Genomic DNA, 24633 nt, shown 5'->3' on the forward strand with positions numbered 1-24633 from the left:
CATCATCATCGGCGCGGGTTCGGCGGGCAACGTGCTCGCCACCCGCCTGACCGAGGACCCGGCCATCAGCGTGCTGCTGCTGGAAGCCGGCGGTCCGGACTATCGCGCCGACTTCCGCACCCAGATGCCGGCGGCACTGGCCTACCCGCTCCAGGGCAAACGCTACAACTGGGCGTTCGAGACCGATCCGGAACCGCACATGGACAACCGTCGCATGGAGTGCGGCCGCGGCAAGGGGCTCGGCGGCTCGTCGCTGATCAACGGGATGTGCTACATCCGCGGCAACGCCCTGGACCTGGACAACTGGGCCAAGCAGCCGGGCCTGGAGGATTGGCGCTACCGCGACTGCCTGCCCTATTACCGCAAGGCGGAAAGCCGCGATATCGGCCCCAACGACTATCACGGCGGCGACGGACCGCTGAGCGTGGCGACGCCGAAACCCGACAACAACCCGCTCTACCAGGCGTTCATCGAGGCGGGTGTCGAGGCGGGCTACCCGCGCACCGAGGATCTCAACGGCTACCAGCAGGAGGGCTTCGGCCCGATGGACCGTTCGACGACGCCCAACGGCCGCCGCTCTTCCACCGCGCGCGGCTATCTGGACATCGCCAAGCAGCGCGAGAACCTGACCATCGTCACCCATGCGACCACGGACCGGATCCTGTTCGAGGATCAGCGGGCCGTCGGCGTCAACTACCTGCACGACCGTCTCAACAACAGCCAACCGCACCAGGCCCTGGCCCGTCGCGAGGTGCTGCTGTGCGGTGGCGCGATCGCTTCGCCGCAGATCCTGCAGCGCTCCGGGGTCGGCAGCCCGGCCCTGCTGGAAAAGCTCGGCATTCCCGTCGTGCATCCGCTCAAGGGCGTCGGCGAGAACCTGCAGGACCACCTGGAGATGTACATTCAGTACGAGTGCAAGCAACCGGTCTCGCTCTATCCGGCACTCAAGTGGTACAACCAGCCCAAGATCGGCGCGGAGTGGATGTTCCTGGGCAGGGGCATCGGCGCCAGCAACCAGTTCGAGGCCGGCGGCTTCATCCGCAGCGACGACGGCGAGGCGTGGCCCAACCTGCAGTATCACTTCCTGCCGATCGCGATCAGCTACAACGGCAAGAGCGCGGTCCAGGCCCACGGTTTCCAGGCACACGTCGGCTCGATGCGCTCCGAGAGCCGTGGGCGGGTGCAGCTGCGCGACCGGAATCCGCGCAGCGCGCCCAGTATCCTGTTCAACTACATGGCCACCGAGCGCGACTGGGAGGAGTTTCGCGCCGCGATCCGCCTGACCCGCGAGATCATCGCGCAGCCGGCCATGGATGCCTACCGTGGCCGGGAGATTTCGCCGGGGCCGGATGTGCAGTCGGATGAGGAGCTGGACGCCTTCGTCCGCCAGCATGCCGAAACGGCCTACCACCCCTGCGGCACCTGCCGCATGGGCAGCGACGACGACGCCGTGGTCGATGGCGAGGGTCGCGTTCACGGCATCGAGGGGCTGCGCGTGATCGATGCCTCGATCATGCCGCAGATCGTGACCGGCAATCTCAACGCCACCACCATCATGATCGCGGAGAAGCTCGCCGATCGCGTACGCGGGCGCGAGCCGCTGCCGGCCTCGGAGGCGCCCTACTACGTCGCCGATGGCGCGCCGGCTCGCCAGGCGCCCGCCAGAAGCGTGTGATGTCGCTCGAGCGCTTCCCGGTCGGCGGTTGGCGTTCGACGATCCAGTGTCGAGCGACGCTGGCTGCCTACCCTGCCTCTTCCCCTGGCCCGGCCCCGACGCCGGGCTTTTTTCGTCGACCCTGTTCATCGGTGCCATCATCGGCCTGGCGCCGCTAATTTATTTGCGCGCTAATTGCGCATTGTGCGAACAGTGTTCCGTTACACTGGGTTCGGCTTTAGGCTAGTCCGATTCCAAGCTCGTTCGAGCCGTGTAACGCGCACGTCACAAAGTCCGTACAAGGAACGTCTTTCGTCATGTCATCCTCCTCCACGTCGTCTCGCCCCCGCCGGCCGCTACGCTGGCTATGGTGGTTGCTGCTGATCCTCGTCGCGGTCAGCGTCGCCTACTACTTTGTCGGCAGGAACGACGCGCCCGAGGGTAACGACGGATCCCCTGGGCAGCCAGGCGCCGGCGGCATGCCCGCCACGGCCATCTCCGCCGTGGCCGCCAGCCGCGGGGACCTGCCGATCGAGCTGACGGCGCTGGGGACGGTGCGACCGCTCTCGAGCGTCGCCGTGCGGCCACGGGTGGAGGGCGAGCTGATTTCGGTCGACTTCGAGGAGGGCCAAACGGTCCAGAAAGGTCAGCGGATCGCCCAGATAGACCCGCGGGACTACCAGGCGCAACTGGACCAGGCCAAGGGGCAACTGGCCCAGGATCAGGCCCAACTGGCCTCGGCAAAAGAAGATCTGGCCCGCTACGAGAAGCTGATCGAGACCAACTATGTCTCGCGCCAGGAGTTGGAGCAGCAGCGCCAGCTCGTGCGTCAGTACCAGGGCACGGTCGCCAGCGACCAGGCCAGCGTCAAGAGCGCCCAGGTCCAGCTCGACTATACCGACATCACCGCGCCGATCGCCGGCGTGGTGGGGATTCGCAACGTGGACCCCGGCAATATCGTCCAGCTCGGCGACGACGAGCCGATCGTCACCATCACCCAGTTGGATCCGATCTCAGTGATCTTTTCGCTGCCCAGTCGCTTTGTCGATATCGTCCGTGGCCGCCTGGTCGCCGGCGACCACCCGGCGGTGAACGTGACCGATACCGACGGCGAAACCCACTCGGGCCAGTTGAGCAGCATCGACAGCAACGTCAACAGCGCTACCGGCACGATCCGCCTGCGCGCCATCCTCGACAACCCGACCGGCGGGCTCTATCCCAACGCCTACGTCGACGTCAGCCTGGTGTCGCAGATCCTCCGCGACCAGGTGATCGTCCCCGAACCGGCGGTGCAGACCGGCCAGGAGGGCAACTACGTCTACGTGGTGAAGGATGACGACACCGTGACCCGGCGCGACGTGACCCTGGCCGCGACACAGAACTCCCAGAGCGCGCTGTCGTCCGGCGTCGAAGCCGGAGAGCGGGTCGTGGTGGACGGCGTCGACAGCCTGCGCGAAGGCGCCAGGGTTCGCGTGGTCAGCGATGCCCTGCCGGGCGAATCGAGCGACGAGGTGATGGACGCCGCCGACGGTGGTGACGGCCGGGCCTCATGAATCCGTCTCGCCTGTTCATCCTGCGCCCGGTCGCCACCTCGCTGGTGATGCTGGCGATCCTGATCGCCGGCGCCATGGCCTACCGGTTGCTGACGATCTCGTCGCTGCCGGAGGTGGACTTCCCCACCATCCAGGTCACCACGCTCTACCCCGGCGCCGGGCCCGACGTGATGCTCTCCCACGTCACTTCCCCGCTGGAGGATCAGCTGGGCGAGATTTCGGGACTGGAGGACATGAGCTCGACCAGCACCGGCGGCGCCTCGCTGATCACGCTGCGTTTCTCGCTCGACTCCGACCTGGGCGTCGCCGAGCAGGAGGTCCAGGCGGCGCTGAGCCAGGCCGAGACACTGCTGCCCGACGATTTGCCCCGCCCCCCCAGCTACAGCAAGGTGAACCCGGCGGATACCCCGATCATGACCCTGGCGGTCAGCTCGGACACCTTGCCATTGACGAAGGTCTACGATCTGGTCGATACGCGCATGGCGCAGAAGATCGCCCAGATCACCGGCGTGGGCCAAGTCAAGCTGGCCGGCGGCCACCAGCCCGCCGTGCGCATCACCGTCGACTCGCGCCAGCTCGCCGCCTACGGCCTCGATCTCGCCGCCGTGCGCAGCGCCGTCGATGCCGCCAACGTCAACCGGGCCAAGGGCACGCTCTACGGGCCCTATCGCGCCTACAGCATCGATGCCAACGATCAACTGCTGTCGGCGGACGGTTACCGCGACCTGATCCTCAAGAACGACGAAGGTTCGGTGCTGCGGCTGTCGGACGTGGCCAGGGTCGAGGACGGTTCCGAGAACGCCTACCTCTCGGCCTGGGCCGATCGCGAGGGCGCGATCCTGATCGATGTGCTGCGCCAGCCCGGCGCCAACGTGGTCGGCGTGGCGGACAGCATCAAGCGGAGCCTGCCGGCGCTGGAGAAAACGCTGCCGGCCAATGTCGACGTCAGGATCCTCACCGATCGCACCACCACCATCCGCGCCGCGGTGGAGGACGTGCAGTTCGAACTGATGCTCGCCATCGGGCTGGTGGTGATGGTGACCTTCCTGTTCCTGCGCAACATCCCGGCCACACTGATTCCCAGCCTGGCGGTGCCACTGTCGCTGGTGGGCACCTTCGGCGCTATGTATCTGGCGGGATTCAGCCTCAACAACCTGACCCTGATGGCGCTGACCATTGCCACCGGCTTCGTCATCGACGACGCCATCGTGGTGCTGGAGAACATCACCCGCTACGTGGAGAAGGGCGAGAGACCGCTCGCCGCCGCGCTCAAGGGCTCGCGCCAGATCGCCTTTACCATACTCTCGCTGACGGTCTCGTTGCTCGCCGTGCTGATACCGCTGGTGTTCATGAGTGGCGTGGTCGGTGTCCTGTTCCGCGAATTCGCGCTGACCCTGGCGATCTCGATCCTGATCTCCGCCTTCGTCTCGCTGACGCTGACGCCGATGCTCTGCGCACGCTGGCTGAAGCCGCGTCCGGAGACCGCCGGCCGCAGCGGCGACGAGATGGACGACGAAGCCATGGTGCGCAGCCGGCAAGGCTTGTTCGGTCGTCTCACCCGCGGCTACGAACACGCGCTGAACTGGGTGCTCGGTCACCAGACGCTGACGCTGCTGGTGGCGGTCGCCACCCTGGGCGTCACCGCCCTGCTGTTCATCGCCACGCCCAAGGGGCTGTTCCCGGTGCAGGATACCGGGGTCATCCGCGGTATCACCACGGCGACCCAGTCGACCTCGTTCGAGGCGATGTCGGCGCGCCAGCAGCGACTGGTCGAGCGCCTGCTCGAGGACCCCGCCGTCGAGAGCGTCTCGTCCAGCGTCGGCATCGACGGTACCAACACCACGCTCAATAGCGGCCGCCTCTCGATCAATCTCAAGCCGCTGGACGAACGCGGCGACCTGGACGGCATCCTGGCGCGACTGCGCGCCCAAAGCCGCGACATTCCCGGGCTGACCCTGTCGCTGCAGCCGGTGCAGGACCTGACACTGGAAGATACGATCAGTCGCTACCCCTATCAGTTCGCCCTGACCCAGGGCGACCGCGCGGCGTTGAACGACGACGCCGCCAGGCTGCTCGCGGCCCTCGGGCGCTCCCCCGCCATCGCCAGCGTCAGCAGCGACGTCCAGAACGAAGGACGCAAGCTCGAGGTGACCATCGACCGCGGCCGCGCCGGCCGGCTCGGGATCAGCGTCGCCGATATCGACGACGCGCTCTACGACGCCTTCGGCCAGCGCCTGATCTCGACCATCTTCACCCAGGCCAGCCAGTATCGGGTGGTGCTGGCCGCCAGCGCCACCGACGGCGAAGGCCCGCAGGCGCTGTCGCGTCTCTACGTGGCCAACGACGACGGCGAGCTGGTGCCGCTGTCGACCCTGGTGACCCTGACCGAACGCACCACCCCGCTCTCGCTGCAGCGCCAGAACCAGTTCCCCTCGGCGCTGATGTCGTTCGCCGTCGCCGACGGTCACTCGCTGTCGGAGGCCTTCACGGCCGTCGATCAGGCGGCGGCGGACACGCTCAGCGACCAGACCACCCTCACCTATCGCGGCTCGGCACTGGCCTATACCGACTCCACCGGCGACACCCTGTGGCTGATCCTGGCCGCCATCGTCACCATGTATATCGTGCTGGGGGTGCTCTACGAGAGCTACATCCACCCGCTGACGATCCTGTCGACGCTGCCCTCCGCCGCCATCGGGGCCCTGCTGGCGCTGCAGATCGGCGGTTACTCGCTCGGCCTGGTAGCGGTCATCGGCATCATCCTGCTGATCGGCATCGTCAAGAAGAACGCCATCATGATGATCGACTTCGCGCTGGAGGCGCAGCGCGAGCGCGGCATGTCGGCGGCGCAGGCGATCCATACCGCGGCGCTGCTGCGCTTCCGGCCGATCATGATGACCACCTTCGCCGCGCTGCTCGGCGCCATGCCGCTGATGTTCGCCAGCGGCTACGGCGCCGAGCTGCGCCAGCCACTGGGTGTCACCATGGTCGGCGGGCTGCTGTTCAGCCAGTTGCTGACGCTGTTCACCACGCCGGTGATCTACCTGTTCTTCGACCGCCTCGCGGGACGCTTCGGCCGGGCCCAGCGCCATGACGACGAGCGCGATGCGCCGGGTCGTGATGAAGCGCGTCGTGACGGAGTGTCGCCGTGAGCCTGTCGGCGCCCTTCGTCCGCCGGCCCGTCGCCACCATCCTGCTGGCGCTGGCCATCGTGCTGCTGGGCTCGCTCGCCTACGAGCGGCTGCCGGTGGCACCGCTGCCCAACGTGTCGTTCCCGACCATCCTGGTCTCGGCGAGCCTGAGCGGCGCCAACCCGGAAACCATGGCATCGACGGTGGCGACGCCGCTGGAGCGCTCGCTGGGGCGCATTCCCGGAATCACCCAGATGACCTCGTCGAGTTCCGACGGCTCCACCAGCGTGATCATCCAGTTCGATCTCGACAAGGACATCAACGTGGCCGCCCAGGAGGTCCAGGCCGCGATCAACGATGCCCAGCCGCTGCTCCCCAGCGCCATGACCAGCCGGCCGCACTATCGCAAGCTCAATCCGGCCTCGGCGCCGGTGATGATCCTGTCACTGACCTCCGACACCCTCCCCACCAGCGAGCTCTATCGCCTCGCCGACAGCAAGATCGCGCCACCCATCGCCCAGGTGCCCGGCGTCGGCGACGTCAACGTCGGCGGCAGCTCCTCCCCGGCGGTCAGGGTGTCGATCGATCCGCGCAAGCTAAACCACGCCGGTATCGCGCTGGATGCCGTGGCCGGGGCCCTGCGCGCGGCGACGACCCAGTCGCCCACCGGGTTCGTGCAGACCGTCGAGCACCGCTGGGAGGTCCAGACCGACTCCCAGCTGCTGAAGGCGAGCGACTACAGCCAGATCGTGATCGCCAAGGGCGACGACGGCTCGCTGATGCGACTCGGCGACGTCGCCAGGATCGTCGACGGGGTGGAAGATCGCTACAACGTCGGCTTCCAGAACGATCTCCCTGCCGTGCTGCTGGTGATCAGCAGTGCCAGCGGCGCCAATATCATCGATACCATCGCCGGCGTCAGGGAGCGTCTCGACGAGGTGCGCAGCCTGCTGCCGCAGAACGTCAACCTCAGCGTGCAGCTCGACCGGGCACCCGGCATCCAGGCATCGCTGCACGAGACGCAACTGACGTTGCTGCTGGCCGTCGTGCTGGTGGTACTGGTGGTATTTCTGTTCCTGCGCAATGCCCGCGCCACCATCATCCCCAGTGTCGCGATTCCGGTGTCGCTGATCGGCACCTTCGCGATGATGTGGGCGTTCGACTTCTCGCTGGATACCCTGTCGCTGATGGCGCTGATCGTCTCGATCGGCTTCCTGGTCGACGACGCCATCGTGGTGGTGGAGAACATCGCTCGGCATATCGAGCGGGGCGTCAAGCCGTTCGAGGCTGCGCTGCTCGGCGCCAGGGAGGTCGGCTTCACGGTCACCGCGATGAGCGTGTCGCTGGTGGCGGTGTTCATCCCGCTGCTGCTGCTGGGCGGCTTCATCGGACGGATGTTCCACGAGTTCGCGGTGACACTGTCGCTGGCCATCGGGGTGTCGCTGCTGGTGTCACTGACGCTGACACCGATGCTGTGCGCCCGCTGGCTGAAGCCGCATCCGGAACGCCAGCGGCAGCCCCGCTGGGAGCGCTTCCTGACCGCCATCGGTCACGCCTTCGTGCGTGGCTACGCCAGGACCCTGGACATCGCCCTCAAGCACCGCCGTCTGACACTGCTGTCACTGGTCGCCGTGATCGTGCTCAACGGTTATCTCTACACCGCCGTCGACAAGGGATTCATCCCGGATCAGGACACCGGACGCCTGCTCGGCACCATGCGCGGTGACCAGGCGCTGTCGTTCGACGCCGTCTCGGACAAGCTCGGCCAGGTACGCGAGCGGCTGCAGGCCGATCCCGCCGTCGCCAGCGTGCTGGGGTTCATGGGTAGCGGCGGCCCGGGCCGCGGCGGCTCCTCGGCGACGCTGTTCATCACCCTCAAGTCCGACCGCCAGGCTTCGACCCAGGCGATCGGCAATCGCCTGATGGCCAGTCTGCAGGGGCTGACCGGGGTCAGCACCTTCATGTTCCCGCTGCAGGATATCCGCATCGGCGGACGCTCCAGCAGCGCTTCCCAGTACGAGATCACGCTCAAGAGCGACGACCTCGAGCTGCTGGGCGACTGGTCGAGGAAGATCCAGCAGGCGATGCAGCAGGTCGACGGCATCACCGGGGTCGACAGCGACAACCGCGGCGACGGCCTGGCCGCCAGACTGGTCGTGGATCGGGACACCGCCTCGCGTCTCGGCGTGGACATGAGCACCATCGACACAGCCCTGGGCAACGCCTTCGCCCAGCGCAAGGTGGTGAGCCTCTACGACGCCGATGAGCAGCGCTACGTGGTGATGGAGGTGGAAGCCCCCTACCGCCAGGCCCCCGATGCCATCGGCGACCTCCATGTCAGCGCCAGCGATGGCGAGATGATCCCGATCTCGGCGTTCAGCCATGTCGAGCGCAGCACCACCCCGGTGACGGTCAACCACCAGGGTCAGTTCGCCGCCTCGACGGTCTCGTTCAACCTGGAGGAGGGCGTGTCGCTGGGAGAAGCGACCGCGCGCATTCGCCAGGCCGTCGATGCGCTGCACCCGCCCACGGCCCTCCAGGTCGACTTCGAGGGCAGCGCCGGCACCTTCCAGAGCGGTATCGAAGCGATGCCGTGGCTGATCCTCGCCGCTCTGGTGACGGTCTATCTGGTACTGGGCATTCTCTACGAGAGCTACATCCACCCGCTGACCATCCTGTCGACGCTGCCCTCCGCCGGGGTCGGCGCGCTGCTGGCGCTGATGGCGCTGGACACGCCATTCACCCTGATCGCGCTGATCGGCATCATCCTGCTGATCGGCGTGGTCAAGAAGAACGCGATCATGCTGGTGGACTTCGCCGTCGTCTGCGAACGCGACCAGGGCATGACGCCCCAGGAGGCGATTCGCCACGCGGCGCTGGTCCGTTTCCGGCCGATCATGATGACCACCCTCGCCGCGCTGCTCGGCGCCCTGCCGCTGCTGCTCGGCACCGACGAGAATGCCGGCCTGCGCGCGCCACTGGGGATCACCATCATCGGCGGACTGATCGTCAGCCAGATCCTCACGCTCTACACCACCCCGGTGGTCTATCTTTACCTCGACAGGCTTCATCGCCGACTGCGCCCAAGCCAGATCGGCTCGGAGCGTGCCAGCGAAGCGTGAGCCTCGGGCTACGGGGCGCCATTGACGGGGCTCCGGCCCGCAAGCCCTTCTCGTCGCTCGTCGCTCGTCGCTCGTGGCTCGTGGCTCGTAGCTCGTAGCTCGTAGCTCGTGGCTCGTGGCTCGCAGCTCGTGGCTCGTGGCTCTAGCCCAAAGGATAAGCACGCCGGCCTAGTCAGCCGCCGTGCGATCCGCTAGTCTGAAAACCAAATTCAAACGATCGTCTGAATTCTTCGTTTTCCCCTCTCGGAGTTCGTCATGATCACACTGCTGCTCATCGTCCTGGCCGTCATTGGCTGTCTGGTCGTCATGCGTCGCGAGGCCGGCGCACTCGCGGCACTGGCCGTACTCGCCGTGCTGGGTGTCGTCGGGCTGGCGCTGGGCGCCGGCGTCATCGGTACGCTGCTGCTGATCGCAGCGATCGGCGTCGCCGCCTGCGGCCTCAAGCCGATTCGTCGGCTGTGGCTGTCGCCGCGCCTGTTCGCGCTGTTCAAGAAGATCGCCCCGCGGGTCTCCGAGACCGAGCGGGTCGCCCTCGATGCCGGTACCGTTGCCTGGGACGGCGAGCTGTTCAGCGGCCGGCCCGACTGGCAGCGCCTGCTCGACTTCGACAATGCCGGGCTGAGCGAGGAGGAGCAGGCTTTCGTCGACCACCAGTGTTCCGTCGCCGCCGGCATGTGCAACGCCTGGGAGATCGCCCGCGAGCGCGCCGACATGCCCGAGGCGCTGTGGGAGTATCTGAAGAACGAGCGCTTCTTCGGCATGATCATCCCGAAGGCCTACGGCGGCCTGGGATTCTCTGCCAAGGCGCAGTCCGCCGTGCTGCAGAAGCTCGCCTTCAACGAAACCCTGATGAGCACCGTCGGCGTGCCCAACTCGCTCGGGCCAGGCGAGCTGCTGCTGAAATACGGTACCGAAGCGCAGAAGGATCACTACCTGCCGCGCCTCGCCGACGGCCGCGACATCCCCTGCTTCGCCCTGACCGGTCCCCGGGCCGGCAGTGACGCCACCTCGATCCCGGATGTCGGCATCGTCTGCCGCGGCATGCACGACGGCAAGGAGGTCCTGGGGCTGAAGCTGACCTTCGAGAAACGCTGGATCACCCTGGCGCCGATCGCCACCGTGGTCGGCCTGGCCTTCCGCATGTTCGACCCGGACAACCTGCTGGAGCGCGGCGAGAGCGACATCGGCATCAGCTGTGCACTGATCCCGCGTGACACCGAGGGCATGGAGATCGGCCGCCGCCACCATCCGATCGGCAGTCCGTTCATGAACGGGCCGATTCGTGGCAAGGAGGTGTTCATCCCCCTCGATTACCTGATCGGCGGGCTCGACATGGCCGGCCAGGGCTGGCGCATGCTGGTCGAGTGCCTCTCGGTGGGCCGCTGCATCACCCTGCCCTCCGGCGCCGCGGGGATCGGGCGCTATGCGGTGGGCTGGAGCGGCGGCTTCACCCGCATTCGTCGCCAGTTCAACATCGCCGTGGCGGACATGGAGGGCGTGCAGGAGCCACTGGCGCGTATCGCCGCCAAGGCCTACATCTCCCAGGCCGCGGTGATGCAGACTGCCAACACCATCGATCACGGCGTCAAGCCGGCGGTGCCGTCGGCGATTCTCAAGAGCCAGTTGACCGAGTTCCAGCGCGACGTGCTGGCCGACGCCATGGATGTCCACGGCGGCCGCACGGTGACGCTGGGCCCGCGCAACTATCTCGGTATCGGCTACAGTGCCAACCCGGTCTCGATCACCGTCGAGGGCGCCAATATCATGACCCGCAACCTGATGATCTTCGGTCAGGGCGCGATCCGCTGCCATCCCTACGTCCTCGAGGAGCTGGCGGCCAAGGATGCCAACGATTTCGAGGCCTTCGATCGGCTGTTCTTCCGCCACATCGGGCTGATCTTCGGCAACGGCGCCCGCGCCTTCACCCAGGCCCTGGGTCTCGGCAAGCCGAACGTCCCGTTCGATGCCATTGCGGCGCCCTATGCCCAGGATGCCGCGCGACTCTCTTCCGCCTTCAGCCTGTGTGCCGACGCCGCCATGGCCAGCCTCGGCTCCAAACTCAAGCAGCGCGAGATGATCTCGGCGCGTCTCGGCGACGTGCTCTCCAATCTCTACCTGCTGTCGATGGTGCTGAAGCAGTGGCACGAAACCGACCGCGTCGACAACGAGGCGGCGCTGTTCCACTACAGCTGCCGGCTGTTGTTGAATCGTGCCGAGCAGGCGCTGGTCGACCTGTTCGACAATCTACCCAACCGCGCCCTGGGCAACACGCTGTCGTTCGTCACCCAGCCGCTGGGGCGCCGCTGGCACAAGCCGCAGGATACGCTGACGCGCGAGATCGCCAGGGCGATCTCCACCGACAGTGCGCTGCGCCACAAGCTGACGAGCAATACCTGGGACAGCTGGGAGGAGGGTCAGAAGGAGAATGCGCTGGCGCGCTACAACGCCCTGCTGGCCAACGCCGAACGGGCCGAGACGATCTATCGCACGCTCAACAAGGCGCGGGTCAAGAAAGCGCTGCCCGAGGTCGCGCTGCATCCCGAGCAGTGGATCGATGCCGCCCACGAAACCGGGCTGCTCAACGACGAGGACGCCGCCTTCATGCGCGCCCACGAGGCGGAAGTCCTGGAGATGCTGACGGTGGACGATTTTGCCTTCGATGCCTTCGTCACGCGTCGAGAGACGAGAGAGACTTCAGGAATCGAGGACGAGGCCACCGCCTAGCAGCGCGGTCGGCGCGACAGGCAAGACGAAGAAGCCCCCGTCCTAGGACGGGGGCTTCTTCGTCTGATCGCCACCCTGGCGATTACTGCTCCAGGATCTGCAGTTGCACGTCGGCGGCACCGTCCTGGATCATGCCGAGCTGCTCGGCGGCCTTTCGCGAGAGGTCGATGATGCGGCCATCGACGAAGGGGCCGCGATCGTTGATACGCACCACCGTGCTTTCGCCGGAGTCCAGCGCGGTCACTTTCACCCGAGTGCCGAAGGGCAACGTCTTGTGGGCCGCCGTCATCGCCTGGCTGTCGTAGGGCTCGCCACTGGCCGTCAGCCGCCCTTCGAAGTAGGAGGCATAGAACGTCGCCTCGCCCAGCCGCTTCTTTCCCGTGGGCTGCGTCGAGCGAGCCTGCTCGTCACCAGAGACCGCGCCGGGGTCGTTGCCCACCGCCTTCTTCGACTTGGCACCGGATTTCGCGCCCGCCTTGGCGCTGGTCGCTGCCGATGCGGGCTGCCCGGATGAGGGGGAGTCCCACCCCGGCGGATGCGGGTTCGTTGCACAGCCCGCCAGCAGGATCGACGTCAGCGCGGCGGCGAGAAGCCTCTTTCGGGACCGGGGTCGGTTGGGCGACCCAGTCACGGCGTCGGCGGAATCGGTCGTCATCATTCGGATACCTGACGTCATCTGAACATGGCGTATTGCGGAATTCGACAATCATAATCGAAGATCGGCTCACGATAGCGGCCAAATGAGCAAAATCAAGGGAATTGCCGTTACCATGACGACCAGTGACAGCGGCAGCCCGAGCTTCCAGTAGTCTCGGAAGTGGTAACCGCCAGGGCCCATGACCAGCGTATTCGACTGGTGACCGATCGGCGTCAGGAAGGCGCACGACGCACTGACCGCCACCGCCATCAGGAACGGGTCGAGGGAGACCCCGAGGCCACTGGCGAGACTGGCGGCGATCGGCGCCATCAGCAGTGCCGCGGCGGCGTTGTTGATCACGTTGGAGAGCAGCAGCGTGATCGAAAATAGCGCCACCAGCGTGACCACCGGCGGCCAACCGCTGCCCAGCGCCATCATCCCATCCGCGACCATCTGGGCGCCCCCGCTGGTTTCCAGCGCCGTTCCCACCGGCAACATCGCCGCCAGCAGCACGATCACCGGCCCCTCGATGGCGTCGTAGCCTTCACGCAGCGGCAGCACGCCCAGCGCCAGCGTGACCAGCGCCGCCAGCGCCAGCGCGATCGCCGCCGGCAGCAGATCGAACATCATCGCCCCGATCGCGACCGCGAAGATCGCGACCGACAGCAGCAGTTGACGCGGGCGCCCCAACGACAGCTTGCGGCTGGCCAGCGGCAGGCAACCCAGCGCCGCCAGGCTCTCGCTGAGCCCGTTCTCGTCACCCTGCAGCAGCAATACGTCTCCTGGCTGGAAGCGCACCTCCCGCAGCCGTTGCTTCAGCCGTGTCCCATCCCTCGATACCGCGACCAGGTGAAGCCCATGCTGATCGAGCAGTCGCAGTTGCGACACCGTTCGCCGCGTCATCATCGAATCGGTGCGCACCACGGCCTCGACCAGCTGCAGGTCTTCCGTATTCAGCTTGGGCGCTTCGGTGGCGTCGGTTCCGTCGGCGTCCCGATCCTGGGCACCGATGGTCAGCCCCGCCTTGTCCTCCAGCTGCTTGAGATCGTCGGGGTCCGCCTCGAGCAGCACGATGTCGCCGGCCCGCAGGGTGCCGAAGAAACGGCTGCCGGAAAGCTGTTCGCCGTCCCGGACGACGCCAAGGACCGGTACCGGCTCGTCGCAGACCTCGCGCAGCTGGCGCAGCGTCCAGCCTGCCGCCTTGGACTCCTCCCCGACCGTCAGTTCGCTCAGGTAGGCCGAGGTCTCGAACAGCTCGTCGGCGGAGGCCTGCCCTTGCCGCCGCGGCGTCAGGCGCCAGCCCAGCAGCACCATGAACGCCAGGCCGGCCAGCGCGACGCCACCGCCCACGGGGGCGAAGTCGAACATTCGGAACGCGCCTTCCCCCTGGCTGGCACGGAAGGCGCTGATGATGATGTTGGGCGGCGTACCAATCAGCGTGATCAGGCCGCCCAGCAGCGACCCGAAAGCCAGCGGCATCAACAGCAGCGACGGCGAGGTGCCGTGTTCGCGGGCGACGCGAACCGCCACCGGCAGCAACAGCGCCAGCGCACCGACGTTGTTCATGACGGCGGAGAGCAGGATGACCGTGGTGGTCAGCACCGCCAGCTGCCAGATCGGCTGGCTCCCCGCCTTGAGGGTCTTCTCCGCGATCCAGTCGACGACGCCGGAGTGCTCGAAACCGCGACTGAGCACGAGTACCGCCGCCACCGTGATGATCGCCGGATGTCCGAAGCCCGAGAACGCCTCGTCGGCGGGAACGACCCCCAGCAGCACGCAGGCCAGCAGCGCGGCCATCGCCACCAGATCGTAGCGGAACCGACCCCAGACGAAGGCCGCCAGCGTCAACGCCAGTACGAGGAAGACCCAATATGCATCCTGCATCGACACACTCCTTGTGCGAACGAAGGCCACCCGGACCGAAAAAGCCGACGCCGCGTGATCGCGGCGTCGGCTTCGATATCATACGACAAAGCGCGCGGGCTTTACGGAATCAGAATCGTCGATCCCGTGGTCCGGCGGGACGCCAGCGCCTCCTGCGCCTTGCCGGCCTCGTCCAGCGTGAAGCGCTGGGCGATGTCGACCTTGACCTTGCCGCTTTCGAGCATGTCGAACAGGTCGAGACACATCTCCTCGAAGCGCTCGCGCGTGTCGGCGTAGCCGTTGAGGCTGGGGCGGGTCAGATAGAGCGAGCCTTTCTGGTTGAGAATGCCCACGTTGACGCCGTCGACGGCGCCGGACGCATTGCCGAAGCTGACCATCAGCCCCCGGGGCGCCAGGCAGTCGAGCGAGGTCGTCCAGGTGTCCTTGCCGACGGAGTCGTACACCACCGGCACCATCGCACCGCCGGTCAGCTCGCGAACGCGTTCGACCACGTTCTCCTCGCGATAGTTGATCGTCGCCCAGGCGCCGTTCTTCTTCGCCAGCTCGGCCTTCTCGGCGGAGCCGACCGTGCCGATCACCTTGACGCCCAGCGCCTTCGCCCACTGGCAGGCGATCGAACCGACGCCGCCCGCGGCAGCGTGGAAGAGGATGGTCTCCCCCCCTTCCAGCGGGAACGTCTGGCGCAGCAGATACTGGGTGGTCAGCCCCTTGAGCATGGCGGCCGCGGCGGTCTCGAAGGGAATGTCCTCCGGCAACTGCACGACCTTGTCCGCCGGCAGCACGTGGTATTGCGAATAGGCGCCAAGGGGGCCCTGGGCATAGGCGACGCGATCGCCCTTCTCGAGGTGGGTCACGCCCTCGCCGACGGCGTCGACGATCCCGGCACCTTCTGTCCCCAGCCCGGACGGCATGGCCGGCGCCGGATAGAGCCCGGTGCGGAAATAGATATCGATGAAGTTGAGACCGATGGCGTGGTTCTGGACCCTGACTTCTCCCGCCTTGGGTTCGGCCGGCTCGACCTCGACGGTCTCGAGGACTTCGGGGCCGCCGGTGCGGGCGAACTGAATGCGCTTGGCCATGACGTTTCCTTGTTGGGCTGGTGACTCTCGGTCTGTCATCCAAGCGCCATTCCCGGAGCGGGTCAAGTCGACGGGCGAGGCCACGTCAGGGTCGATCGATGTCAGGCGATGTTGGAATAGCGCTCCAGGGCCGCGACGAAGCGTGACTTGTAGGCCTCGAAGGTCTCGGGCTCCTGCTTGAAGGTGCGTACGATACCGTCGCCATTGAAGCGCACCACGCTGGGCAGTACACCGTTCACCGGCGCCGGATGGAGCGGGCCCAGACCGATACGCAGGCCCCCCTCTCCGTCGATCCAGCGCTCGATGCCGCAGCGTCGGAAGAACGCCTCGCCCGCCTCGTCGGCGGCCGTCACGCGTAACGGGGCCTTCTCCGCCAGGGTCTTGACCAGATGGCGGCTGTGTCGGGTGTCGCCCTTGCCCTCCGGCGTCGACAGCATGTCCACCTCCATGGTCCCGCCGTCCACATCGGACGAGATCAGGGCCAGACACAGCACGCTGCCGTCATCCTCGGTCAACGCAAACAGTCGCGCCGCCTCCTGCTCGAACAGCACGCTCTGGGTACCGGCGAAGATCACCAGCGGTGCCAGACCCGCCTCCTGGCCGTAGACGCTGGCACAGAGTTTGGCGAGACAGGCCTCGCGGGTCTCGGGATTCTTGACGTGAACGACCTTCATCATGCTTCTCCTGACTGGTTGCCTTGTGGCGCGCCGCCGGCGGCTCCGGGCCGGTGTAGTAAGCCGCGCAGCCTAGCATACTCTCCCCCAGCGGGCCCGCCGCGACGCCAGCCGAGATCCGCATCGGCGTTCATCCAGGCTTTCACGGCTTGATCAGCGGGCAGGCCCGACAGTATTCCCGTGGACAGGTGGCCTTGAAATAGAGACAGCAGGTCCGGCGGAAGCGAACCTCGTCGCCATCGCTCATAGCGGTATGGGCGTGGAAGAATCGCGCCAGGGGATTGAAATCGAGTCCGAAAAGCGACGGCTCGGCGGTGAGCAGGAAATCGTAATCCGCCTCGCGGCGCTCTCTCGCCCTGGCATTCCCGATGTCGCTCAGGCGGCGTTCGTAGAGCGAATAGATCCTGACCGCCAGGTTCTCCCACAGGATACGCTCCGGCACGCCCCCCGCTTCGCGAAGCGTGCGCCATAGCGGGGCGATCGTCTGCGCAAACAGCGTGTGCAGGATCTCCCGGCGGGCACTGTGGCGTCGCGAGGCCGTCAGCGCCTCGCTCTCCAGCGTCCACAGCGGCAACGACGACGTCCACACGCCCTGGTCGTGCGCATACTCGATGACGCAATTAGCGGCGGAGAGATCGAGCCCACGATCGCAGATCGACAGGGCGTACAGCGGCGCACCGGTAAGCAGGAAGCCCAAGCGTTTCGACAGCAACGATGCCGTCGTGCGCCGTTCGGGGGAGCCGATCGTCGGGCCCAGGTGGTCGAGCAGTTCGCGACAGCGCCTGGCATCGAGGAAATCGGCGACGTTCATCGAGCGCGTGTCCGCCCGTTCGGCCGGCTTCAAGCGCAGCGTGTCCGACAGATAGCGCCAGTGCGCGGGGTCGAAACCGTGGGTACGGGGCGCGTCGCTCATGCCTTCTGCCTGGCGAACGGAATGCACAGCGGCGTATGGAAATAGGGATCGTCGATCACTTGGCAATCGAGCTGGAAGATCGCCTTGACCCGCTCCCGCGTGATGACCTCCCGAGGCGTCCCCTGAGCCAGGATCGCGCCGTCGCGCAGGGCGACGATATGATCGGCGTAGCGGCAAGCCAGGTTGAGATCGTGCAGCACCAAGACAATCGTCTTGCCCGACTCGCGGTTGAGGCTGGCGAGCAACTCCAGTACCTCCATCTGATGGGCGAGGTCGAGAAAGGAGGTCGGCTCGTCGAGCAGCATCAGGGGCGTATCCTGGGCCACCGCCATGGCGATCCAGGCACGCTGGCGCTGCCCCCCGGAGAGCGTCTCCACGCTGCGGTGGGCAGCCCCAAGCAGGTCGGTGCGTGACAGCGCTCGCTCCACCTGCCGCTCATCCTCTTCGGACCATTGGGCGCGCCAGCTCTGGTGCGGATGGCGTCCCAGACTCACCAGTTGGCGGACCGTGATCCCTTCCGGGGCCACCGGGTGCTGCGGCAGCAGCGATAGCGTCCGTGCCACGATCCGGGTGGGCTGGCGATGAATATTCTTGCCATCCAGCGCGACACCGCCCTGCCAAGGCGTCAACAGTCGGGCCAGAGCTTTCAGCAACGTGCTCTTGCCGCAGCCATTGCTGCCCACCAGCACCGATATCTTGCTCTCAGGCAGTTCCAGCGAGAGATGACGCAGAATGGCCTGACGCTGGTAGCCCAGCGTGAGATCGTTCGCGGAGAGCATCGCCATGGATCAACGCACCTGTCGGATCAGCAACATCAGAAAGAATGGCGCGCCAATGGCCGCCACGAAAATCCCCGCCGGTAGATCCAGCGGCAGAAATAGCGTCCGCCCTACCAGGTCCGCCAGCATGACCACGATCGCGCCAGCGGCGATCGCCATCACGATCTGCGCCGCGCCCGGCACGGGCACCAGACGTCTGGCAAGGTGCGGGGCAATGAGACCCACGAACGCGATCGCCCCGCCCCAGGCCACGGCCAGGCCGGCAAGCACCGCCGCCAGCAGCGTGAGCGCACCCCGCATCCGCTGCACGCGTACCCCGATGCCGACCGCCAGGGCGTCGTCGACGGCCGCCAGCAACGCGTACCGTACCAGTGGTGCCATCGCGACGAGCGCCAGGGCGAGACCGATCGAGAGGCGCGCGACCTCGGACCAGTTGCCGCCGTATACGCTCCCGGTCAGCCACACGTAGGCCGACAGCGTGGTCGAAAACGGACTGGAGACCAGCAGAAACGTGGTGGCGGCGGTCAGCAGTGCGGAGAGCCCGATTCCCATCAGCACCAGCCGTAACGGCGTCACACCCTGCTGCCAGGCCAGCCAGTACACGATGCCGACCGCCATCAAGGCGCCCCCGGCCGCCGCCAACGGAAGCCAGGCATGGCCCAGGTCGGCGGCCAACAGCGAGAAATAAGCCACGGCGGCGGCGCTGGCACCGCTGGTCACGCCCAGGGTATCGGGCGATGCCAGGGGGTTGCGCATGACCTGCTGCAGCAGCCAGCCGGAAAGCGCCAGCGCCCCGCCCACCAGCGCCGCCAGCAGGGTCCGCGGCAAACGCAGTTGCCAGACGATCAGTCCCGTGTCGCTGAGCGGCGCCGACAGCGCGGCTAGCAATTCACGCGGCGTCAACGCCATCTTGCCCAGCGACAGGCAGCCCGCCAGCGCCACACCCACCACTCCCCAGGCCATCACCACGCGCCACCATGGACGCCATACGATAGCTCGCGAGAATCGGCCCAACCTCAGCGCCTGGATCTCAGCCATGGCGAACGCCCTGTCGTCTTACCAGCAGCATGAAAAACGGGGCACCGACCAACGCGGTCATCACACCCAGCGGTACCTCACCGGGCGGGATCAACGTCCGCGCGGCGATATCGGCACACAGCAGCAGGACGGCGCCGATCAATGCGGCCAGCGGGAGCCAATGGCGATGATCCGGCGTCGCCAGACGCCGCGCGATGTGAGGCACGATCAGACCGACGAAGGCAATATTGCCCGCCATGCTGACCGAGGCCCCCGCCAGCAACACGATCAGCGTGATCGATGCCAACTGCAGACGCCTCACGGATACCCCGGCGCCCACGGCGACGGCCTCCCCGGCCGCCAGCACGTCCCATTGGCGTAGCCAGGGCACGCAAGCCAGTAGTGCCACCAGCGCCAGTATCAGCATCGGCCAGGTGTCCGTGAGCGGCCGGCCGGCGACCGAGCCGGCAAGCCAGAAGAGCACCGAATCCAGGCCCTGCTGATCGACCACCAGAAGCGCCTGACTGAAAGCATGGAACAGCGCTGTCAATGCCGCGCCGGCCAGCAGCAGCCGCAGCGGCCCGGCGGTTGGACCTCGACGCATGGCAAGGCTCCATACCAGCGCGACCGCCAGCGCCGCGCCGGCAAACGCTCCCAGGTTGGCCACCGCTGCCGGCAAGCCACCTCCCATCGTGGCAAGGGCGACGACGGCGAACAGCGCGCCGGCGTTGACCCCCAGCAGGCCGGGTGCGGCCAGGGGGTTGCGTGTCAACGTCTGCATGATGCCACCCGCCACCCCGAGGCTGGCCCCGACCACCGCGGCCAGCAGCGTCCGCGGCAGCCGTGTGGTACGAATCAGCAGATCATCGACATTGGTCGGCGACGGCGACCAGAGCGCGTGCCAGAGCTTGCCGAAGCCAAGCCACTGCGGCCCGGCCATCAGGCTGACCGACATCACCAGCACGAGCGACAGTACGAGTAGACCCGGCGCGACCCAGGACCGTGCGGGCGTCGATTCCAGACCGATATCGCCACTCATGCACGCCCCCGCCGCTCAGCGTCCGTCAACCAGGCGTCGATGTCGTCGAGCATGGCGAAAACGCCCAGGATGCCTCCGGAAAGGCTCCAGTCGATGGCATCGATTTCCCAGACTTCGCCCTGACTCGGCGCGGCCATCCGCTGCCATAGCAGGTGGGCCCTCAATCGTCGGTAGTGGTCCGCCACGGCGGCACCGCGACCGTGACGCATGACGAAGAACACGTCGGCGTCCAGCGCCGGCAGGCCCTCGACGCCGCTCAGCTTGAGCGAGACGCCGGAAAGATCACGCTGCACATCGTTCCAGCGAAAACCCAATGCGGCCAGAACCGATCCGCCGAAGCTCTCGGCGAGATAGCTGCGCACCTCATTGGCCCGGATGTCGAGCAGGGATACCGTCACCGGCCAGCGCGCCCCGAAATGCTCGCGCAGGCGCCGACGCAACCGCGACAGCCGCCGCGTGAGTCGGGTCGACAACGCCGCCGCGTTCGCCTGCCTGGACAGTGCCTCCCCCATCACCGTCAGCGTCTCCCGATAGCGGTAGATTTCATCGAACATCACCACCGGCGCCAATTGGGAGAGCAGCGGTTCGATGCGCTGGTGACGAAAGCGCGACGCCACGATCAGGTCGGGCCCGAGCAGCGCGATGTCCTCGAGACTCGGCTGGGTCTCAAGGCCAACCAGGGTGGCCCCCGACAGCGCCGAGCGCAGGTAAGGATAGATCGGCTTGTCGAGCCAAGACTCGACGACCCCGACCGGTAACACCCCCAGCGCGACCGCCGTATCCGTAGCGCCCTGAAATAGCGTCACTATGCGTGGCGCGGACGCGTCGCGCTTGCCGCCTGCGGCGAATGCCACACCGGGCGCCACCCCCAGGGCCAGTGCCATGACCAATAACTCGCGCCGCGTCATCGGGCCCTTGCCTGCCACCGATCCCCAGGACCAGGTCGCTTGCCGCGCCATTGATTAAAAGTCGACACTGTAGCCCACGGACAGCGTCCGTCCGCGCCCCGCGAAATAGCGATCGTTCATGTAGTCGGCATTGGGGCTGTCGAGCGCGCTCTGGGAGTAGTAGGTGATGTACTGCTTGTCGAACAGGTTGGCGATGCCGACGTTCAGTTCGCCCACCGGCAGTTGGTAACCGACGGCGGCGTCGACCAGGGTGTAGCCATCGAAATCACGATCCCAGCCGTTGTCGCTGTCGTCGAAGTCCTTGTCGAAGGCGTGGTTGAGCTGCACGAAAGTCGTCCACAGTGGCGACCACTGGGCCGACCAGCTGGCGACGAGACGATCGGGAGAGACGTTCAGGCCATCCAGCTTGGCATCCAGCGTGCCATTGTTGTCGCTGTCATAGCGGCCCCGCATGTGGGAGTACGCCAGCTTGCCGGAATGCGCTTCGTTGAACTGGTAGCCCACCGAAGCCTCGATGCCATCGATCCGTGTCTCTTCACGCTGCATGACGAAGGCGTCGCCCTGCGTCGCGATTCGCGAACCGAAGTCGGAAGAGGAGACGTAGTAGCTCAACTCGGCGTTTAGTCGCCCGTCGTCGTAGCGCACGCCGGTCTCCACGTTGTCGGTCACGATGGGCCGCAGGTTCGAGAAGTTGTCGACCGACTGCCCGGGCGTGCGGATGCCACGCAGCACGCGCCCCACGTCGGGGATCACGAAGCCTTCGGAATAGTTGGCGAACAGGCTCCAGTGCTGAATCGGGCGCCATACCACACCGGCGTTGTAGAGCGTCTCCTCGAAGTCGGGCGAACCGCCCTCGACCTCGACACCGTTGTTCGCGGCAACGGTCCGGTAGCCGTCGATATCGAGCTTGGCATACTCGTAGCGCGCACCGGCCGAGAGCGTCAGCGAATCGATGGGACTGAAATCCACCTGCACGAATGGCGACAGATCGGTGTATTTCACCTTGGGTACATAGGTGCGACCCGTGCCCCACAGATACTGCTCGGTATCGTCACGCATGAGATCCAGACCGAGCGTGAGCTTGATGCGATCGTCCCAGAGGCCATCCTTGGTCAGCGACGTCTTGAGCCCGTATTTCTGCGTCTCCGCCATCGTCTGGTCGTAGAGCGTTCCCACCGGCGCGATGGCAGGATCCTGGAACGACCCCGAATCGGTGGCACCGAACAGCGACTCGTAATCCTGGTAGAAGCCCAGCACGTTCAAGTGCATTCCCGCCAGATCGTAGTCGTCCCAGGTGACGCCCGTGGTCCAGACCCTGTTGTACTGGCTGTGGCCCTCGGGGTCACCACGCGCCGAAGTGGTGGGCACCCCTGCTTCACGATCGCCCGCGACGCTGACGTAGTGGTTCTGCCCCTCGAGGCGATAGTGATTGACGCTCAACTGCAACCGGCGGTCATCGTCGAACCAGTAGGCGACCTTGCCGAACACGTCGTAGGCGTCGGAGTCCATCAGATCGCCCTGGGTATTGTCGACGCCGATGGGATCGCCGTCCCCATCCACGTAGCGCCCCTGGTCCTCGTAGCTCAGCGAGAAGAGATAGTCGAGGGCGTCCTTGTTACCACTGAAACCATAGTTGGTGCGATAGCTGATGGTGTCCCCGTTCAGCTCCGACGTCGGCGTGGTCACCTCGGCTTCGAAGTGCTGATTGAACGCGCCCGGCTCGGGTCGCTTGGTGATCAGGTTGATGACGCCACCGGCAGCGCCCAGGCCATTGGTGGCGTTCGCCCCCTTGATGACCTCGATATGGTCGATCATCGAGAAGTCGATGGTGTGCAGCTCGCGCCCGGTGGGGCGCAACGGGTTGGATTGCGGAATACCGTCGATCATGACCAGTGGCGCACGCCCGCGCAGCGTCTCGCCACTGCCACTCATCTTCTGGCGCGGGGGCGAATAGTCCGGCAGCAGGTTGCTGAGCACCTCCGACGAGTCAGAGGTGATCCGCTGCTGCTGTTCGAGCTCCTCGCGCGTGATCACGCGAATCACCTGCGGCGAGTCCTGTCGCTCGGCACCGGAGCGCGTCGCCGTGATGACCATCGTTTCGTTCGAGACGTCCGCCGTGGTGGAAGCGGCATCGGCCGCCAAGACTTGCGCCGCCGCGCCCCACCCCGCCGATATCAGCAACGTTCCCAGTAATACCCTCTCGCCGTTCATCCGCATGATCCGCCTCTCGCCGATTTTCTCGTCGTTATTTTTCAACCTCGCCTCGCCTCGCGCCGACTGGCCGGAGAGACTGGCGGCGCATTATTGCAAACAATATGCAAACGCAACAACTAACGATAAACATTCTCATATGAAAATCGATGGCGGGATCACGCAATCGTCATCTTGCTGCGCTATTTTTTCCGCCTGACGCCCCGGCACCGCTACGCTTGAACGTTTGCGGTCCTCATCCGACGGTTCAGCTTGACGACGGCCCCCGCGTAGCCGAAGGTCAACCCTTGGCACGGCGCCCCATGGCCGCGCCTGCATTTCCCCGGTGTGATCCGCAGCGCCTCGGTGCGCCAGCGCCGCGACAGGGGAGCTCTCTATCACTGGAACATGGATTGTTGGCGAGTGCCGCAGACGGTAGTCGCCGGAGACCTCGACGCAATGACTCAGAGTGTGACCGCGCCAGCCAGCGACGCCCCCCGTTACATCGCGCATCGCGGCCTGTCCGCACGCGCCCCCGAAAATACCCTGGCGGCCGTGCAGGCGGCGTACGACGCCGGTTGCGAGTGGGTCGAGCTGGACGTCCAGTTGCTTGGCGACGGCACCCCCGTGATCTGGCACGACGCGGGGATCAAGCGCTGTTCCGATGGCCGTGGCAAGCTGGTGAAGCTGGATGCCGAGAGCGCCGCCAAGCTGGATGCCGGCAGCTGGTTCGGCGCGCAGTATCGGGGCGAGGCCATGGCGACCCTGGAAGCGATGCTGGCATTGATCACGCGACTCGGCCTGGGCCTCAATCTGGAACTCAAGGTCTGTCGCGGCCGCAACGCCATCGAGCTCGTGCAGGCCGCCCTGCCGCCGACGCTGGAAGCGCTGCCGGCGGAGAAACTGATCGTTTCCTCGTTCGATCGTCACGCCCTCACGGCGGCACGGGCACTGGAGTCCGATCCCGACCGGCTGCGCCTCGGCGTGCTCGACGACAAGGCCCCCAAGCGCTGGTGGCTGGAAACCGAGCGGCTCTCGGCCTACAGCCTGCACCTGGACTGGCGCAAGCTGAAGATCAAGCGGGCCCAGGAGATCGCCGACGAGGAGATCAAGCTGTTCTGCTATACCGCCAACGACCCGGTCACCTTCGAAAAGCTCTGGGACTGGGGCGTCGATGGCGTGATCAGCGATGATCCCACGCGTTTCGTCGTCCACGCGGGAGAGGCCGCCGCCCGCGCGTCGGAGACAAAAAGCGCCTGATACACCCGTCATTTAGAACCTTTGACGGCGCCTTCCTGGGCATAAGATGGGCACCATGCCCGTTTTCCA

Annotated in this window: 17 protein-coding genes; 7 read left to right on the plus strand and 10 right to left on the minus strand. The window is 66.3% G+C overall.

Features of this window, described 5'->3' with window-relative positions; genetic code table 11:
• Position 1 precedes the first annotated feature (1 nt).
• The 5 genes from betA (at position 2) to DOM56_RS15440 (ending at position 12184) form a co-directional block, all read left to right on the plus strand.
• A complete protein-coding gene (gene betA, locus DOM56_RS15420) occupies positions 2-1675 on the plus strand; it encodes a choline dehydrogenase (protein ID WP_232822325.1) in 1674 nt (557 codons plus the stop codon).
• 296 nt (positions 1676-1971) lie between these two features.
• Positions 1972-3207, plus strand: coding sequence for an efflux RND transporter periplasmic adaptor subunit (locus DOM56_RS15425; protein WP_110709966.1), 1236 nt, complete (start codon positions 1972-1974; stop codon positions 3205-3207).
• On the plus strand, positions 3204-6359 hold the full coding sequence (locus DOM56_RS15430) for a multidrug efflux RND transporter permease subunit (protein WP_110709967.1): 3156 nt from the start codon (positions 3204-3206) through the stop codon (positions 6357-6359). Before DOM56_RS15425 ends, DOM56_RS15430 begins: the two co-directional genes overlap by 4 nt.
• The gene (locus DOM56_RS15435) at positions 6356-9460 is read left to right on the plus strand and encodes an efflux RND transporter permease subunit (RefSeq protein WP_110709968.1); all 3105 of its coding nucleotides are present in this window, start codon (positions 6356-6358) and stop codon (positions 9458-9460) included. The genes DOM56_RS15430 and DOM56_RS15435 overlap by 4 nt, the downstream gene beginning before the upstream one ends.
• A gap of 255 nt (positions 9461-9715) precedes the next feature.
• Positions 9716-12184, plus strand: a complete 2469-nt coding sequence (locus DOM56_RS15440; RefSeq protein ID WP_110709969.1) for an acyl-CoA dehydrogenase — start codon at positions 9716-9718, stop codon at positions 12182-12184.
• 82 nt (positions 12185-12266) lie between these two features.
• On the opposite strand, the gene DOM56_RS15445 is transcribed toward DOM56_RS15440, so the two are convergent.
• From DOM56_RS15445 to DOM56_RS15490, 10 genes are all read right to left on the minus strand, one after another.
• Positions 12267-12839, minus strand: a complete 573-nt coding sequence (locus DOM56_RS15445) for a septal ring lytic transglycosylase RlpA family protein (protein WP_110710234.1) — start codon at positions 12837-12839, stop codon at positions 12267-12269.
• Positions 12840-12908: 69 nt separating this feature from the next.
• Positions 12909-14705 (minus strand): SLC13 family permease, encoded by a 1797-nt coding sequence (locus DOM56_RS15450; protein ID WP_110709970.1) that lies wholly within the window; start codon positions 14703-14705, stop codon positions 12909-12911.
• A 101-nt stretch (positions 14706-14806) separates the two neighbouring features.
• Positions 14807-15784: an NADPH:quinone reductase gene (locus DOM56_RS15455; protein WP_110709971.1), complete on the minus strand. Its 978-nt coding sequence runs from the start codon at positions 15782-15784 to the stop codon at positions 14807-14809.
• A gap of 101 nt (positions 15785-15885) precedes the next feature.
• A complete protein-coding gene (locus DOM56_RS15460) occupies positions 15886-16461 on the minus strand; it encodes a hypothetical protein (protein ID WP_232822326.1) in 576 nt (191 codons plus the stop codon).
• A 139-nt stretch (positions 16462-16600) separates the two neighbouring features.
• Positions 16601-17371: an IucA/IucC family C-terminal-domain containing protein gene (locus DOM56_RS15465; protein WP_110709973.1), complete on the minus strand. Its 771-nt coding sequence runs from the start codon at positions 17369-17371 to the stop codon at positions 16601-16603.
• The gene (locus DOM56_RS15470) at positions 17368-18156 is read right to left on the minus strand and encodes an ABC transporter ATP-binding protein (protein ID WP_110709974.1); all 789 of its coding nucleotides are present in this window, start codon (positions 18154-18156) and stop codon (positions 17368-17370) included. Before DOM56_RS15470 ends, DOM56_RS15465 begins: the two co-directional genes overlap by 4 nt.
• A 3-nt stretch (positions 18157-18159) precedes the next feature.
• Positions 18160-19188 carry an iron ABC transporter permease gene (locus DOM56_RS15475; protein ID WP_110709975.1) on the minus strand — a complete coding sequence of 343 codons (1029 nt, stop codon included), beginning with the start codon at positions 19186-19188 and terminating at the stop codon, positions 18160-18162.
• The gene (locus DOM56_RS15480; RefSeq protein ID WP_110709976.1) at positions 19181-20206 is read right to left on the minus strand and encodes an iron ABC transporter permease; all 1026 of its coding nucleotides are present in this window, start codon (positions 20204-20206) and stop codon (positions 19181-19183) included. Before DOM56_RS15480 ends, DOM56_RS15475 begins: the two co-directional genes overlap by 8 nt.
• Positions 20203-21090, minus strand: coding sequence for an iron-siderophore ABC transporter substrate-binding protein (locus tag DOM56_RS15485; protein ID WP_198655811.1), 888 nt, complete (start codon positions 21088-21090; stop codon positions 20203-20205). The genes DOM56_RS15480 and DOM56_RS15485 overlap by 4 nt, the downstream gene beginning before the upstream one ends.
• A gap of 78 nt (positions 21091-21168) precedes the next feature.
• Positions 21169-23208, minus strand: coding sequence for a TonB-dependent receptor (locus DOM56_RS15490; RefSeq protein WP_232822327.1), 2040 nt, complete (start codon positions 23206-23208; stop codon positions 21169-21171).
• Here DOM56_RS15490 and DOM56_RS19960 point away from each other — a divergent pair.
• Together DOM56_RS19960 and DOM56_RS15495 are read left to right on the plus strand one after the other, a co-directional pair.
• Positions 23198-23524, plus strand: coding sequence for a hypothetical protein (locus DOM56_RS19960; RefSeq protein WP_232822328.1), 327 nt, complete (start codon positions 23198-23200; stop codon positions 23522-23524). The genes DOM56_RS15490 and DOM56_RS19960 overlap by 11 nt on opposite strands.
• Positions 23525-23763: 239 nt before the next feature.
• Positions 23764-24564: a glycerophosphodiester phosphodiesterase family protein gene (locus DOM56_RS15495; RefSeq protein ID WP_110601074.1), complete on the plus strand. Its 801-nt coding sequence runs from the start codon at positions 23764-23766 to the stop codon at positions 24562-24564.
• The last annotated feature ends 69 nt before the right edge of the window (positions 24565-24633 follow it).

It is taken from the genome of Salinicola sp. CR57 (assembly GCF_003206585.1).
In the GTDB taxonomy this organism is placed as follows: Bacteria; Pseudomonadota; Gammaproteobacteria; order Pseudomonadales; family Halomonadaceae; genus Salinicola; species Salinicola lusitanus.

Bases quoted from the DNA above. Each gene is read 5' to 3' on its own strand.
- DOM56_RS15425 (WP_110709966.1), top strand. From the start codon at position 1,972: ATGTCATCCTCCTCCACGTCGTCTCGCCCCCGCCGGCCGCTACGCTGG.
- DOM56_RS15430 (WP_110709967.1), top strand. From the start codon at position 3,204: ATGAATCCGTCTCGCCTGTTCATCCTGCGCCCGGTCGCCACCTCGCTG.
- DOM56_RS15440 (WP_110709969.1), top strand. From the start codon at position 9,716: ATGATCACACTGCTGCTCATCGTCCTGGCCGTCATTGGCTGTCTGGTC.
- DOM56_RS15445 (WP_110710234.1), bottom strand. From the start codon at position 12,839: ATGACGACCGATTCCGCCGACGCCGTGACTGGGTCGCCCAACCGACCC.
- DOM56_RS15450 (WP_110709970.1), bottom strand. From the start codon at position 14,705: ATGCAGGATGCATATTGGGTCTTCCTCGTACTGGCGTTGACGCTGGCG.
- DOM56_RS15455 (WP_110709971.1), bottom strand. From the start codon at position 15,784: ATGGCCAAGCGCATTCAGTTCGCCCGCACCGGCGGCCCCGAAGTCCTC.
- DOM56_RS15460 (WP_232822326.1), bottom strand. From the start codon at position 16,461: ATGATGAAGGTCGTTCACGTCAAGAATCCCGAGACCCGCGAGGCCTGT.
- DOM56_RS15465 (WP_110709973.1), bottom strand. From the start codon at position 17,371: ATGAGCGACGCGCCCCGTACCCACGGTTTCGACCCCGCGCACTGGCGC.
- DOM56_RS15470 (WP_110709974.1), bottom strand. From the start codon at position 18,156: ATGGCGATGCTCTCCGCGAACGATCTCACGCTGGGCTACCAGCGTCAG.
- DOM56_RS15475 (WP_110709975.1), bottom strand. From the start codon at position 19,188: ATGGCTGAGATCCAGGCGCTGAGGTTGGGCCGATTCTCGCGAGCTATC.
- DOM56_RS15480 (WP_110709976.1), bottom strand. From the start codon at position 20,206: ATGAGTGGCGATATCGGTCTGGAATCGACGCCCGCACGGTCCTGGGTC.
- DOM56_RS15485 (WP_198655811.1), bottom strand. From the start codon at position 21,090: ATGGCACTGGCCCTGGGGGTGGCGCCCGGTGTGGCATTCGCCGCAGGC.
- DOM56_RS15490 (WP_232822327.1), bottom strand. From the start codon at position 23,208: ATGGTCATCACGGCGACGCGCTCCGGTGCCGAGCGACAGGACTCGCCG.
- DOM56_RS15495 (WP_110601074.1), top strand. From the start codon at position 23,764: ATGACTCAGAGTGTGACCGCGCCAGCCAGCGACGCCCCCCGTTACATC.